Source organism: Simiduia curdlanivorans, from assembly GCF_030409605.1.
Classification (GTDB): Bacteria; Pseudomonadota; Gammaproteobacteria; order Pseudomonadales; family Cellvibrionaceae; genus Simiduia; species Simiduia curdlanivorans.
In genome coordinates, this window is sequence record NZ_JAUFQG010000004.1 from 2,328,056 (window position 1) to 2,343,453 (window position 15,398).

Consider the following 15,398-nt stretch of genomic DNA (forward strand, 5'->3'; position numbering starts at 1 on the left):
GACGAATTGCGGTATAAAGTCCCCAATTTAGGGCTGATGCGGAAGGGATTGTTGAGTATTTAAGCAAACATAGCCCAATGGTGTTGGCTTAATTGCCGCAGAGTCCTAAATAGATTCAGGGTACAATGGGATTTGACTAAACTGACCCAACACGGCATAAATATCCCTCTGCACCCCTTGTTGGTGCGAGTGCTCATAATCAGAACTATAAGGCCTCATGGAAATACCCGGTTACAACATTATCGATACCCTTGGCCGGGGCGGCATGGCTACCGTGTACCTCGCTATTCAACAAAGTTTTGAGCGCGAAGTTGCGCTTAAAGTACTGTCACCCGAGCTGCTGCGCGATCCTACCTTCGGCGAGCGGTTTTTACGCGAAGCAAAAATCGTATCGCGCTTGGTGCACCCCAATATTGTCACGGTTTACGATGTCGGTGAACACGAGGGCAGCCACTACCTGTCGATGGAATATGTGCCCGGGCAGGATCTTAAACAGAAAAGAACCAAGCTAAGCCGCGCCGAAGGTTTGCGGGTGGTGAAGGATATTGCCCGCGCCCTGGATTACGCAGCGCGCAAAGGCTATGTGCACCGCGATGTGAAGCCCGAAAATATTATGCTGCACGATGAAGATGGTCGCGCCGTGTTAATGGATTTTGGTATCGCGCGCATGGCGGGCATCGAAACCGGCATGACCCAAACCGGCACGGCCATCGGCACGCCGCATTATATGAGCCCGGAGCAGGCTAAGGGTAAAACCGTCGACGCGCGCTCCGATCTTTACAGTCTCGGTGTGGTGTTGTTTTTATTGGTTACTGGCCGAGTGCCCTTCGATGCCGACTCAGCGGTGGCGGTGGGTATTAAGCACGTGTCTGAACCTGTGCCGAAGCTGCAGGCGGCCTTTGGTGTATTCCAGCCCATCATCGATAAAGTATTGGCCAAAAATCCAGACAAACGCTATCAATCTGGCTCAGAGTTAGTGGCAGATTTAGAGCAGATCGACGACGAACAATTGCGCCGGGTTGACGAGCTGATTGAATTGGCGGCCAAGCGGGTTGTTACCGCCGATCAAAATGCTCCTACGGTGATCAGCAGTGCTATCGACACCCAGTTGATTCGCGACGTCGGCGAATTTGACGACGACCAAGATCTCGGGTCGACTCAGCACTGGCCGCAATCGGGTCAATCGACGCCGACTCAATCTAAGCCGCGTCCGGCCAGTAACCCTTTCGGCACCAGCCATTGGTTGCGCAACAGTATTTGGCTAACATTCTTGGCGTTGCTATTTGCCTTTGCTTTTCGGCAATTGTTGCCGGTGCCTTGGGCGGAAGCGATTACCCAATGGCACCACGGTGCACTGGATTGGTCTAAACAGCAGGGCGTATCGCTCTCTGCTGAACAATGGCAAACCTTGTACGATTTAGGTAATGCGCATCAAACCATACACGAATCTTCTGACGGCGCAGTTATCCCACTCGATACTGCAACCCCTGATGTTTCCAGCCCAAGCCAACCCAAAACCGATACTCAGCGCTCGAAGCTTAATACGCCTGCGCCGGCAGCGCCTAAAACAGGCCATGCCGACCGCGTGTTAGCGGATACCCAGCCCGTGTTGCGCGACAACGGCGTGATAGCCAAGCGCTCGACGCCAACGCCCCAGGAAACAACGGCAACCAGTCCTGCTATCGGCGATAGCGCCAGCGCAGACCCCTTCGCGCAAGCCGACCAATTATTTGCCGCGCTCGACGCGGATTTAAGTCAAGCCCAGGCTTTGGCCGATATTTATGAGGCAGCATTGCTGGATCAAGATAATCGCCTTCGTGCTCAGCAAGGGCTGGAGCGCGTGCGCGGTTTTTATCGCGATCAGTTGCAGGCGGCACTAGATGCAAAAAACGTCTTAAGGATGCGCGCGCTTTTAGATTCCGCTGCCCAGAGTTTTCCGGCCCTAGCGCAAGAGGCCGGACTGCGAAAATTCGAACGCCGTTTGGCGGATACCGAGGCGATTACAGAGACGCTTGCCCTCGGTCAGCAACAGTTAGCGCGCGATGCGTTATCTTCGCCCAGTGGCGATAATGCGGTTGAGAGCTTTAATAGCGTGTTACAGCGCGAGCCAAACAATCGCGACGCTAAAGCGGGCTTGGATGCCGTGGCCGATCGCTACGCCCAATTGGCCGCGAGCAAGTTGAATGCGGGCGATTGGCTGTCTGCCAAGGGCATGGTGAGCCGTGGTTTAGCGGTGAGTCCAGATCACGCTGGCTTGTTAGCGCAGCAGCAACAGGCGGCGCGACTAGAGGCTCAGCTAAAAGACCGGCAAGCGCGCATTGAGGACTTGTTAAGCCAGGCGAAACGCCAGACTGCGGCGGCTAATATCTATGGGCGCGATGGATCTGTGAGCCAGTACCAAGCCGTGTTGGCTTTGGATAAGGATAATCGTTTGGCGCGCGAGGGCATCGCCAAGAGCAGCCAAGCGACCAGCGATCAAGTGCGTAGTTTGATCAGTCAAAAGCAATTTGATCGCGCCGAGCAGGAATTAAGCGCGGCCTTGGCTTTACTGCCTGAGCAGGCAAATTTACGCTCCGCGCAGCAGGCGTTAGCCAGCGCTGTCGATGCTGCATCACCGCGCGTGGATAGTTTGCGCGTGGGCACTAGCGACGCCATAACCTTTGATCCGGCTCAACCCTTGGTTCAGGGCGTGGACAGAACCATTTATATCGGCATGCAGTTTCGCAATTTTGAGCAAACGGCGGTACTTCAGGCTATTTTGTTTGACGGCTCGCGCAGTTTACAAATTGCCCAAGTGCCGGTGGTAGTGAGTGGTAAGCAGGGTGAAAAAGTATTTCGCATCGACAGGCCGGTTGAAGGTTTTTCCACCGGCGGCTATATCATCGACCTTATGTTAGAAGGCCAACTATTATTGAGCCAGCGTTTTCAAGTAGCCTCCCAATAGCGTATCGCCTTGGGCAGTCATTACGGAGTCGACTATGTACATCTACGCCAAGTTTATCGGTTTCATTTCTCTCGCGCTTTGGCTCACCGCCTGCCAAGCACCGCAAAATATTCAGCAGTTACAACAACAGAATCAACAATTGAGCGGTGAATTAAAAGCCGCGCAGCAATCGATCAAGGAACTGTCACAAAGGGAGGCGCAATTACAGGCCGACGTGGCCGAACTGAACCGCGTCATGGGGGTGTTGGGGACGGAAAAGAGTTCGCGGGTGCAGGAGTCGTCGCAGCTACGTGGTTTGATGCGCAATTTCGCTCAGGATCAAATTGATTTGTTAAAAGAACTGTTGGTCAAAGGTGACCTGTTGGATTACGTGGGCGGCGAGCAGGTTGCGCGCCAACAAACCACAGAAACCCAAGGCGAGAAAAATTTGCTCTTGGTCGATGTGCAAAACGCGATGCCCAGCGAAGGTATTTTAACCGGCGTTGGCGCTTATTTTTCCATGCCGGGCAATTTTAAAGTGAAGGTGCTGAGGCCCATCGACGGCAACCTTGTGGTGGTGTGGGAGAGTAAATTGTTGGCGGTAGCCGCCGCGGGCAAGCAGCGTGTTAATTTTCCCGTCAGTGTCGGGGTAGAGCAGGGCGACCTGCTGGGCTATTACTTTCCCGATCAAGTGATAGCTCATGTGGACATGGGCACGGGCGATAGTCGAACTTATAACGGCGATCTCGCCTTGGGTAAAACCGTGGCGCTGGGCTCGCTCGACAAAGCCAAACAAAAGCGCGCCTATTCTCTCGGTGTGTACGGTTTACTTAAATAATTAACGGGTAGCGCTGCATTTTTTTTGCAGCGCTACTGCTGGCCTATATCTCGCCAATGAGTTGAAAGTCCGCGCGCGTGGGTTGTACGGGAAAGTTGAAAATTTTGCCGTAAAAATTCAGTTCCAGCTCCAGTTGATCCTCGATAGATTGACCTTCTCTAAAGCCATGGCCTTCATTGGCAAAGCTGACATAGGCGGTTTGGATGCGTTGCCGGCGCAAGGCGGCAACCATCATTTCTGCTTGATTCGGCGGCACCACTTTATCTTTCAAACCTTGGAAAAAAATCACCGGGCAGGTGAGTTTTTGCACATGGTGGATGGGCGATCGCTCGCGGTAGGTGGGCTCGCCACTCGGCCAGGGCGCTACTAGTGAATCTAAGTAACGCGCTTCAAATTTATGGGTGTCTGTGGCCAGCGCGCTAAGATCGCCGATGCCGTAAAGGCTAGTGCCGGCACTGAAAGTATCGCGGAAAGTGAGCGCCGCGAGTACGGTATAGCCGCCGGCGCTGCTGCCTTTGATAATTAGCCGCTTGGCGTCGGCTAGCCCCTGAGCCACCAAATATTGTGCGCCGGCACACACGTCGTCTACGTCGAATATACCCCACTGGCCTTTTAATCGATTCCGGTAGGCTGTGCCGTACCCGGTACTGCCGCGATAGTTTACGTCCAGCACGGCAAAGCCGCGGCTGGTCCAATATTGTATTTTAAAATTTAATGCGGTTTCCGTAGCACCCGTAGGGCCGCCATGGGACAGCACAATGAGTGGCGGCTTTTCTCCCGCCGGCGCTGCATAGTTGGGGTTTGTGGGCGGGTAGTAAAAACCGTGCGCCTTATCCTTGTGGCTGGTGGCAAAGCTAATGGCTTGCGCGCAGGCAATAGTGTCTGATTCGAGCGGGCTAACAATGGACTGCTTTAAACATTGCCACTGTTGATTGTGCCACTGCCACACGCCTTGCGCCTGGTTGCTGGAGGCGGCAAGCAATACCGCCCGTTGTTCGCTGTGATTGCCGGCGCAGCTGATCGAGGAAATATCGCAAAAGCCATTGTCGATGTGGCTGAGTGTTGGTTGCGGCTGGGTTAAATCGATGCTGGCGAGCCGCCATTGGCCTTGCTGTGTGTAAGTCGCAAATAAGGTGTTTTGATTGAGAAAGTCATAGCAAGACATGCCAAACACCCACTGCGGTGTGGCGAACTCCGCTTCGAGCGCAAGTACGGGCTTGAGCGTGTTGGCGCTGTAATGTGCGCCAGTCGTATCGGCAGCGTTGCTGGCAAGGCGATAGATGTTCCACCAGCCGGATTGGTCGTTGACCAAAAAAAGTTCCTGTTGCGATGACCAGCGCGGTTGAAAGCTAGAGCTTTGCGCTGGGCTGACAATTTTTTTCTGCTCCAGCTGCCCCTGTTGGTTGAATACCGCTCGCCAACATTGGTTGTAATCCCAGGGCATGTTCGGGTGATTCCAGCTGAGCCAGGCAAGCTGGTTACCGTCAGTACTCAACGCCGGGCTGGCGTAAAAACTATCGCCCTCGGCAAGCGTTGTTATTTGCCCTGTGGCAAGATCAACGCTAACCAAGGTGTGTAGGGATTCCAACTCTGCGCCGGGAAAGTCTTCGCGAATTGCAATGAGCCGGTTGCGCAGCGGGTCATACACTAAATCCGCATAGCGACTGCTGGGCGTGTGGGTTATTTGTCTGATCTGATTTAGGTGTTGGTCTAGTGCATAGATTTGTTGGTCGGTGGCGTCGACGTAGAAAATAAAGGCCTCGCTGACACAAAAATCACCGCCGCCATATTCGTTTACCTTGGAGCGAACACTCACCTGTGGCGGCGTCACATCCTCCGGCATTTGCCCTATGCTGTGTTTGACGATGACACTGCGACCCTGTTCAGATGGGCGAGATTCGAGCCAATAGGTATCCTTACCAAGACACAGAGGGCGGCTTAATTTTACGCTTTGGCGTGTTAGAATCTGCGCATTTATCGGTGAAGACCAAGTGCCGAAGGGTGCTGTGTGTTTGGCGGTCATGAATTATTTTCCTGGTTAATGACGGCAAGCACAAACAGGCCTGCGACTGACAATAAGAAAGGTGGGTGATAATGGTACCGCATTCTCCGCTGAGTCTCGGTTCACTGGAAAAATATTCTACAAAATTATTGTGGCTGGTGCTGTTGCTGGCGGCGTTTTTACGCTTCTGGCAGCTAGGCTTGGTCGATCATGCCTACTTCGATGAGATCAATATTCCGCAGTTTGGCTATGCGCTGCTCAATGGCTTGCGAGAGACCCCGTTTATCACGGCGCATCCCCCCTTACCGCATTACTTATTCGCCGGTGCCATCGCACTTTACTATCAGTTACCTTGGGTTGACGGCCATTACGATGTTGCTTGGTCGGCCATAGATCCCCTCAGTTATCGCTGGTTAACGGCCTTGCTGGGCGTGGCATGTTGCTGGTTTACCGCCGCACTTGTTAAGCGCTTAACCGCCAGTGGGTTGTTGGCGGTGCTGGCCGCGTTATTTGTTGCCACCGATGCCATGCTGGTGGTGGATGCACGGGCGGCGTTGAATAACATCATTATGTTGGCGTTTGGTTTGGCCTCTATCTGGGCTTTTGTTAAAGCCAACGATAATGACCTAGGTGTTTACCAATGGCGTTGGTTGCTTTTTTCTGGCGTCTTAATGGGCTCTACTGTGGCGATAAAGTGGAATGGTTTAGCCTTTTGGCTGCTGCCTTTCGCCTTGGTGTTGGTGCATGTGCTGCGCTTTGGCTTGGATCACCTGCGGCCCGTAATGGGTGTGCAAAGTTTAGGGTATCGCGGCCCCAGCGCCCTGCAGGCGTTGGTGTTTTTATTATTAGTGCCTAGCGTGGTGTATTGGTTCTGGTGGCAGCCGTATTTACTGTTGGAAGATCAATGGGGCTTTGTTGAAATTCATCAGCGCATGCGTGCTTTTCATACGTTAGAAGTGGGCGCGGATGATCACCCTTATTGTTCGGCTTGGTATCAATGGCCCTATCAAGGTCGGCCGATGAGTTATCTGTTTGCCCCCATCGCAGGCACCCAAACTGTGTCTGTTATTCACCTGCTCGGCAACCCAGTATTATCAGTCGCCAGTTTCTTTGCGGTATTGGCCGCAAGCGCTATTTGGCTGCGCCAATGTTACCAGTGGTTGAGCGCTGGTGTTTTAGCCTCATCCTTTTGGTTTTTGGCGCTAACCTGTTTAGGTTTTTGGGCAAATTTTTTACCTTGGATACTGGTGCGGCGCTGTTTATTTGCCTACCACTACGAGCCGGCAAGTGTGTTTGCCTTTATCGCTCTGGCCTGGTGCTTCCTGAGTGCTAAGATGTTAGCGCCTCGCTCTCGGGTGGCTCGACAGATAATTGCGGTTGCGTCACTGCTGTTATTTTCGCTGATTATCTTGGCTTGGCTCTACTGGTTACCGCTAGCATTAGGTTTTCCCATCAGCTTGGATGGCTTTTATCAGCGAATGTGGTTCAGTAGTTGGATCTAGCAATGTGGGCGCGCTAGTTAAGTTTTTGTGTGGTTCGCTGAATGAATGCCGGGCCTGTTATAGGTTAACTCGGTACGATCGTGCGCTTGACGACGTTGGATTCGTCTGCCTAAGGCGTCTTGGCATGGCTAATGCTCGACCCAGCGCTGAATTTTTCGGTTTGTTTTTTTATAGGTGAAGTGACGCTATAAGGCGGCGCTCGAAAAATAATATTAAGCAGGGATGGTTCGGTATGTCCTCTCAATCGCATGATTTTGGCAAAATGTTTTCTTACCTCAAGCGCGCCTTGTTGGCTTTTGTCGCGCTCGTCATTATTTGGGCGGCTATTGGCGCGGGTAATCGCGCTTATCACTATTGGGATAATCAACCCAATGCCGGCGCATTGGTAGTCGAGCAAGATAGATTTGGCGATGAGGCGAAAACCATTGCCTACTTAGAGCAGGGCTGGGGCAACCGTGAGCGCCTGTGGTTTTATAACACCTCGCAGGGCTCCAACCTTCTGCCCATGAGTTTTGCCTTGAATCTAAAGCACGTCGATGATCAGCAACCCTTTTTCGCGCCAGCGCATATACTGCGTTACCGCTATTTACCGCAGCAGGTCTCGAGTTCTAACCCCTATGGTTTACCTGTTGGTATGACACTCGACAGCTACAAAGGTAAACCCTATTTTGGTTTTACCTGCGCGGCTTGCCACACCACGCAAATTAATTATCAGGGCCTCGGTATTCGCATCGATGGCGGGCCGGCCTTGGCCGACATGGAAAACTTCATGTTGGATTTGGGGCGCTCCCTAGAGGCCACACTGACTAATGCGGATTTACTTTCTGAATTTACTGCCAAGGTGCTGGAGCAGGGCGATTATGATTCAGCCGAAGCGATACAAGATGAGCTAGAAATTTTCAGCCAACGCATCGGCACCTATAACTTAGTCAATAAGCCGCGCGATACTGGCCGTGCGTTAACCCACTATGGCTATGCGCGTTTGGATGCCTTTGGCCGCATTTACAATCGCGTGCTCGAACATTTGATCACCAAATCCCAGTTGCAGCCGCTACTTGAACAGCACTTGCCTGCGGCCGAGGCAGACGATCTTATTGCGGCTATGGCGCCGATGCCGGAATTACTGCGCAATCAGGACCGGGATTTTATAATTGGCCAGTTAAATAAAAAAGTGAGTTTGAAAGCGCGCTTGAAATTACTCAATGATTTATTTAATCCGGCCGATGCTCCGGTGAGTTACCCCTTTTTGTGGGATATTCCTCATCACGATTACGTGCAGTGGAATGGCATTGTGCAGAATGCCGGTATTGGCCCCTTGGGGCGCAACGCGGGCCAGGTGATTGGCGTGTTTGGTACCTTGGAGTTTGAACATAATTCCGGTATTAACCCAATGGCGTTTATTAATAAGCAATCCTTTTCCAAGGGCCATATTGAATTTACCTCCTCTTTGGATATTCGCAATTTGCGCTTGGTCGAGAAACAGTTGAAGTCGTTGATGTCGCCGCAGTGGCCGGAGCAATTGCTGGGTGCCATTGATCGCGATATGGCGGCGAAAGGGCGTAAACATTTCGTTGCCTACTGCGCGTCCTGCCACGACGATATCGTTAGAGACGATCCAAGGCGGCGGGTTGTCGCTAAGTTCTCTCATTACGATAAGGTGGCTACCGATAATAAAATGGCGGCCAACAGCGTAGAGTTTTCTGGTGGTAGCGGTATCGTCGAAGGACGCTATGTCGACACGGAGGTAGGTGACTTATATTTGGAGCCGCGTGCGCCTATTGCGGGCATACTTAGCTATACCACGCGCAATGTCATTCTAGAGCGCGATCCAGATAAAACCTGGGTGGAGTGGTTGGCCGAGCGGGCTTTTGATTTTTTATTAACCGTCAATGAAAACGAAGTGAAGCCGAGTATAAAACGCGGCGATTATTCACCCAATACAATGGCGAAACCCTATGAATCATTACGTGCCTATAAAGCTCGGCCTTTGAACGGTATCTGGGCCACGGCGCCATACCTGCACAACGGTTCGGTACCGACGCTTTACGATTTATTACTACCGGCTTGCACGGCGGATAATTTTGTTGAAGGCGAGTGCCGGCCGAATGATTTTGTTGTCGGCTCGAGAGAGTTTGACCCGAGGAAAGTCGGCTTTCGCTCCCAGGGCTATTCAGGCTTTGCGTTTAATACCGCCATTTATGGCAATTACAACACAGGTCACGAGTATGCGGCCGGCAAAACCGCGCAACCCAATGGGCAAGTTTTACCAGCGTTGGATGATGCCGAGCGCATGGAGTTATTGGAGTATTTGAAAACCTTATAAAGCGTTTGCATGGAATGAAGGCCTAGGTTTGATGTTGGCGCCGGCGCTTTGCCATATCACATCGGCTGCAATGCGTCAGTGCGGTTGCCCTGTTTAAGACCGGGCGGCATGGCCTTACTGCTTGTTGATGTTGCATTGGCGTCTTCAGCCAATAGCGTGGCGGTCATCGTTGTTAACGAGTGCTTAGGCTGTGAGTAGTCGAGTGTTTAGAAATAAGCGCAGTGCTGGCCATGGAGGCCGGGAATTCGTTATTCTGCAGACCTCGTAAATGCCGTGCGCCATTATGTCTTTATCTGCAGCGACGCTTTTTAAGTACATACCCAAGCAGCAACCGCTGTGGTTGGCCCTGTCTGGCGGCTTGGATTCTATGGTGTTATTGCATTTGCTCAGCCAAAGCGGCTTGGCCTTCAAAGCTCTACATGTGAATCACCAGCTGTCGGCCCAGGCCGGCCAATGGCAAGACCATTGCCAGCGCGCCTGCGATCAATTGGCCGTTGAGCTGGTGGTTGAGCTGGTCGAGGTGGCGCCGGCGGGGCGCGGTTTAGAGGATGCCGCTCGGCAGGCGCGCTTTGCGGCATTTGCCCAATCCCTCACGCAGGATAGTGTGCTTCTGACCGCCCATCACCGAGACGATCAAGCTGAAACCCTGCTGTTGCGGCTCTTGCGCGGTGCTGGGGTACATGGCTTGCGGGCTATGTTGCCGGTTTCACCGCTGGTGATAGACGGCTGTGCCAAGGGGCAAATTGTTCGTCCCTTACTCGATTGTTCTCGTGCTGAGCTAGAGGCTTATGCCCGTCTGCAGGGGCTCGACTGGGTCACCGACCACTCGAACGAGGATACGTCGCTCGATCGTAATTTTTTGCGCCACCGCGTGCTGCCCACTATTGCTCAGCGCTGGCAGGGTTTTAGCCAGCGCTGGCGTGCGGCGGCTAGCCATTTGGCCGAGGCGGCAGAACTGCTGGATGAGTTGGCGGTGCAAGACCTTGGTTGTCTGCCTCAGGCGCCCGAACTGGACAAGTTTGGCCGATCCTTGAGTTTGGCTTTTATTCAGGGTTTCTCGGCGCCTAGGGCAAAAAATGTGCTGCGCTATTGGCTGGCTGGTTTGAATTTAACCCTAACTAGCGCTCAGCTGGCTGAGCTACTCGAACAGTTAACCCATGCCAAAGCCGATGCCCAGGTAGATTTTCACCTTGCCGATAGCTGTTTGCGGCGCTATCAGGCGCGGGTTTTTTGTACCCCTAGGCTTGAACCAGTGCCGGAGGGCGCACTAGAACTTGGGCCTGATCAGCCAATTGGGTTTGGTGTTGGGCGGGTTGCCATGAGACCCGCGGCCTATGGCTTAGCGCTACCGGCATCGGGTAAGTGGTTGGTTCGAACCCGTCGCCAAGGTGAGCGCTCGCACCCGGCGGGTCGTAGCCATTCGCAAACTCTGAAGAAATTGCTGCAGGAAGTGAACTTACCCCCTTGGCTTAGAGATCAAGTGCCCTTGGTGTGTGACGGCCAGAGGTTATTGGCCGTTGGCGATCTATGGCTGGAGCAAGGCGCCGGTGAATTGATTCCAAATGGCTACTCATTGACCTGGGACATTCCATAAAATAGCCGTCCAAGCGCATAAGCTGATTGAGGCTAGAGGCCTTTTCTGGTAGTCTGGCGTCCCATCTCTAGGGTGGTGGCTCTCGATTCCTCCCAACCGCAATTGTTCGTTAGAAAGCACCGGATAACGGTGAGGCTTTCTGGCGTTTTGTGCATTTGTGTGGTGTGAGCCAGCCCAGGGTTTTTGGTCTTTAATTGCACTGCTTGGTTTTTGCGATCAGCGGTTTAGTTAATATTGTTTGATCATGACCCAGCTGTCTTTAAACACCGCAGTATTGACATTGTTCTTGCTGCACTTAGTTCTGGAAAAAGGTTCTCATGACCCGTTATATCTTCGTTACCGGTGGTGTGGTTTCATCCTTAGGAAAAGGCATCGCCTCGGCATCCTTGGGCGCTATTTTGGAAGCTCGAGGTCAGCGAGTGACCATTCTAAAGCTAGACCCTTACATAAATGTTGACCCAGGCACCATGAGCCCGTTTCAACACGGCGAGGTGTATGTTACCGGCGACGGCGCGGAGACCGATTTAGATTTGGGTCACTACGAGCGCTTTTTGAAGAGCAATATGACCCGCCGCAATAACTTTACCACCGGCCGTGTGTACGAAACCGTTTTGCGCAAAGAGCGTCGCGGCGATTACTTAGGTGGCACGGTACAGGTGATTCCACACATTACCGATGAAATAAAACGTCGGGTTCTCGAAGGCGGCGCCGACTACGATATCGCGCTGGTCGAAGTGGGTGGCACAGTGGGCGATATCGAATCGCAACCCTTTTTAGAGGCCATCCGCCAGCTCAAGGTGGAATTGGGTAGCAATCGCGCGCTGCTTATCCACCTAACCTTGGTGCCATATATTGCCACCGCCGGTGAAACTAAAACCAAGCCCACCCAGCACTCGGTCAAAGAGCTGCGCTCCATCGGCCTGCAGCCCGATGTATTGTTGTGTCGCTCGGAAGTGGAAGTGGATGAAGATTCGCGCCGCAAAATTTCGTTATTTACCAACGTCGAAGAGCGCGCCGTAGTGCCGCTGCCCGATTGCGATACCATTTATCGTATTCCCGGTCTGCTAAAGGCATCGGGTTTAGACAGTTTTGTGGTGGAGCGCTTCGGTTTAGATTGCCCAGAGGCGGATTTATCCGAGTGGGACTTTGTTATCGACGGCAAGCTCAACCCCGAGCGCGAAGTGACCGTTGCCATGGTTGGCAAGTACATGGATTTACTGGATGCCTATAAATCTTTGAACGAATCGCTAAGCCACGCCGGTATTCACACCAAGACCAAAGTGAATGTGAATTACATTGACGCCGAAGATGTGGAAAAGAAAGGCGTAAAAATTCTTGAGTCTGCCGATGCGATTCTGGTGCCCGGCGGTTTCGGCGAGCGCGGCGTTGAAGGTAAGTTAATGGCGGTGCGCTATGCCCGCGAAAATAAAATTCCCTACCTTGGCATTTGCCTAGGCATGCAGTCAGCGGTGATTGAATTCGCCCGCAATGTACTGGGGCTCGAAGGTGCTAACAGCACCGAGTTCAATAAAAAATCACCGCACCCGGTGGTTGGTTTGATTACCGAGTGGATCGATAAAGAAGGCAAAGTGGAAACCCGCGATGAATCCTCGGATTTGGGTGGTACTATGCGTTTGGGCGCACAGGAGTGTCGCTTAGTGGCCGGTGCTAAAATTCACGACATTTACAATGCCGATGTGATTGTTGAACGCCATCGCCACCGCTTCGAAGTGAACAATAATTATGTTGATCAGTTGCAAAAAGCCGGTTTAAAAATTGGTGGCTGGTCGGCCGATGATACCTTGGTAGAAACCGTAGAAATTGCCGACCACCCTTGGTTCGTGGCCTGTCAGTTTCACCCAGAATTTACCTCTAAACCCCGCGAGGGCCACCCGCTGTTTATTAGCTATATCAAAGCCGCTATTGAGCAACACGAAAAGGGTGCATAAGGAATGACCATGGATAAAACGATTAAGGTTGGCAAACTCGATGTTGCCAACAATAAACCCTTCGTTCTGTTCGGCGGAATGAACGTATTGGAAAGCCGCGACATGGCGATGCAGGTTGCTGAAGCTTATGTGAAAGTCACCGAAAAGTTCGGTATTCCCTATGTGTTTAAGGCGTCTTTCGACAAGGCCAATCGCTCGTCTATTCACTCCTACCGCGGTCCTGGCATGGACGCGGGTTTGAAGATTTTTGAAGAAATCAAAAACACCTTCAATGTGCCGGTGATTACCGATGTACATGAAATTTATCAATGCCAACCCGTGGCATCTGTTTGCGACGTTATTCAATTGCCGGCTTTTCTAGCCCGTCAAACCGACTTGGTTGAAGCCATGGCTAAAACCAATGCCGTGGTGAATATTAAGAAGCCGCAATTTCTCAGCCCCGCGCAAATGAAAAACATTGTTGAAAAATTTCGCGAATGCGGCAACGAACAAGTGATCCTGTGCGATCGTGGAACCTGTTTTGGCTACGACAACCTAGTGGTAGATATGCTTGGTTTTCGTACCATGAAAGAAGTCAGCGGTGGTGCACCGGTGATTTTTGATGTAACGCATGCGCTGCAATGTCGTGATCCCTCTGGTGCAGCTTCCGGCGGTCGTCGGCAGCAGGTGGCTGAGCTTGCGCGTGCGGGTATGGCGCTGGGCTTGGCGGGCTTATTCTTAGAGGCTCACCCCAACCCAGATCAGGCCAAATGTGATGGCCCAAGCGCTTTACCGCTAGAAAAGCTGGAATCTTTCCTTGCCCAAGTAAAGGCAGTGGATGATTTAGTGAAGAGTTTTTCTGATTTGCACATTGATTAAAAGCTCAAAGAAGCTTTAACCAACTCATTTACGGATTTACAGCTGGAGTTTACACAGATGACTAAGATTGTTGACGTTCGCGCCTTTGAAGTGCTGGACAGCCGCGGCAACCCCACCGTTGAAGCGGATGTGATTTTGGAAAACGGCATTGTTGGCAGCGCCTGTGCACCGAGTGGCGCGTCCACTGGTTCGCGCGAAGCGCTTGAGTTGCGCGATGGCGACAAGAGCCGCTATTTAGGCAAGGGTGTTTTAAAAGCCGTTAATAACATTAATACCACGATCAAAGAATTGGTTGTTGGTATGGATGTTACCGATCAACGCGCACTCGATAATGCGATGATCAAAGCCGATGGCACTGAAAATAAAGCCGTACTTGGCGCCAACGCCATTTTGGCCGTGTCTTTAGCGGCGGCAAAAGCGGCGGCACAGGCGAAGGGTATGCCTTTGTACGCCCACATTGCCGAGCTGAATGGCACGCCAGGCAAATACACCATGCCGGTGCCCATGATGAACATTATTAACGGTGGTGAGCACGCCGATAACAATGTTGATATTCAAGAGTTTATGATTCAGCCCGTGAAGGCAAAAACCTTTACCGAAGCTCTGCGTCAAGGTGCGGAAGTGTTTCATGCTTTGAAGAAAGTATTGTCGGAGCGCGGCCTAAATACTGCCGTGGGCGATGAAGGTGGTTTCGCACCTAACTTGCCGTCTAATGAAGCGGCACTGCAAATTATTGGCGAAGCGGTTGCTAAAGCCGGTTATGTGTTGGGCGAAGATATGACCCTAGCATTAGATTGTGCCTCATCTGAATTCTATAAAGATGGCAAGTACGATTTGGCCGGTGAAGGCAAGGTGTTCAGCGCGCCTGAGTTTGCCGATTACCTAAGCGGTTTAGCCGACAAGTACCCAATCTTATCCATCGAAGACGGTATGGATGAGAGCGATTGGGCTGGCTGGGCAGACCTCACCACCAAAGCTGGCCATAAGGTTCAGTTAGTGGGTGATGATCTGTTTGTAACCAACACCAAGATCTTGCGCGAAGGCATCGAGAAGAAGATAGCCAACTCCATTTTGATTAAGTTTAATCAGATCGGTTCTTTGTCTGAAACCTTAGATGCTATCAAAATGGCGCAAGACGCAGGCTATACCGCGGTGATTTCACACCGTAGCGGTGAAACTGAAGACACCACCATCGCCGATTTGGCGGTTGCTACGGCGGCCGGCCAAATTAAGACCGGTTCACTGTGTCGTTCAGATCGCGTAGCAAAATATAATCGATTAGTGCGCATTGAAGCGGAACTGGGTGCTAAAGCACCTTACCGTGGACGTGCAGAGTTCAAGGCTTAATTGGTAGCGTGATAAGAACGGGCAGCTTGCTGCCCGTTTTTTGTTTTCGATAACTAAAAATT

9 protein-coding genes are annotated in these 15,398 nt (G+C 52.1%); 8 read left to right on the forward strand and 1 reads right to left on the reverse strand.

Annotated elements, in window-relative coordinates; translation table 11 throughout:
* Positions 1 to 217 precede the first annotated feature (217 nt).
* Positions 218 to 2,944 (forward strand): protein kinase domain-containing protein, encoded by a 2,727-nt coding sequence (locus QWY82_RS10305; protein WP_290261940.1) that lies wholly within the window; start codon positions 218 to 220, stop codon positions 2,942 to 2,944.
* 34 nt (positions 2,945 to 2,978) lie between these two features.
* Positions 2,979 to 3,761: a hypothetical protein gene (locus QWY82_RS10310; protein ID WP_290261944.1), complete on the forward strand. Its 783-nt coding sequence runs from the start codon at positions 2,979 to 2,981 to the stop codon at positions 3,759 to 3,761.
* Positions 3,762 to 3,804: 43 nt separating this feature from the next.
* Here QWY82_RS10310 and QWY82_RS10315 read toward each other — a convergent pair whose 3' ends face one another.
* Positions 3,805 to 5,784: an alpha/beta hydrolase family protein gene (locus tag QWY82_RS10315; RefSeq protein WP_290261948.1), complete on the reverse strand. Its 1,980-nt coding sequence runs from the start codon at positions 5,782 to 5,784 to the stop codon at positions 3,805 to 3,807.
* A 71-nt stretch (positions 5,785 to 5,855) separates the two neighbouring features.
* On the opposite strand from QWY82_RS10315, the gene QWY82_RS10320 reads away from it, so the two are divergent.
* From QWY82_RS10320 to eno, 6 genes are all read left to right on the forward strand, one after another.
* On the forward strand, positions 5,856 to 7,265 hold the full coding sequence (locus QWY82_RS10320) for a phospholipid carrier-dependent glycosyltransferase (protein WP_290261952.1): 1,410 nt from the start codon (positions 5,856 to 5,858) through the stop codon (positions 7,263 to 7,265).
* Positions 7,266 to 7,497: 232 nt separating this feature from the next.
* Entirely contained in the window at positions 7,498 to 9,588 is a 2,091-nt protein-coding gene (locus QWY82_RS10325; protein WP_290261956.1) for a di-heme-cytochrome C peroxidase, read from the forward strand.
* Between the two features lie 283 nt (positions 9,589 to 9,871).
* Positions 9,872 to 11,182, forward strand: a complete 1,311-nt coding sequence (gene tilS, locus QWY82_RS10330; protein WP_290261960.1) for a tRNA lysidine(34) synthetase TilS — start codon at positions 9,872 to 9,874, stop codon at positions 11,180 to 11,182.
* 317 nt (positions 11,183 to 11,499) lie between these two features.
* On the forward strand, positions 11,500 to 13,131 hold the full coding sequence (pyrG, locus tag QWY82_RS10335; protein ID WP_290261963.1) for a CTP synthase: 1,632 nt from the start codon (positions 11,500 to 11,502) through the stop codon (positions 13,129 to 13,131).
* Between the two features lie 9 nt (positions 13,132 to 13,140).
* Positions 13,141 to 13,989: a 3-deoxy-8-phosphooctulonate synthase gene (gene kdsA / locus QWY82_RS10340; protein WP_290261966.1), complete on the forward strand. Its 849-nt coding sequence runs from the start codon at positions 13,141 to 13,143 to the stop codon at positions 13,987 to 13,989.
* A gap of 57 nt (positions 13,990 to 14,046) precedes the next feature.
* Positions 14,047 to 15,336 (forward strand): phosphopyruvate hydratase, encoded by a 1,290-nt coding sequence (eno, locus tag QWY82_RS10345; RefSeq protein WP_290261968.1) that lies wholly within the window; start codon positions 14,047 to 14,049, stop codon positions 15,334 to 15,336.
* The last annotated feature ends 62 nt before the right edge of the window (positions 15,337 to 15,398 follow it).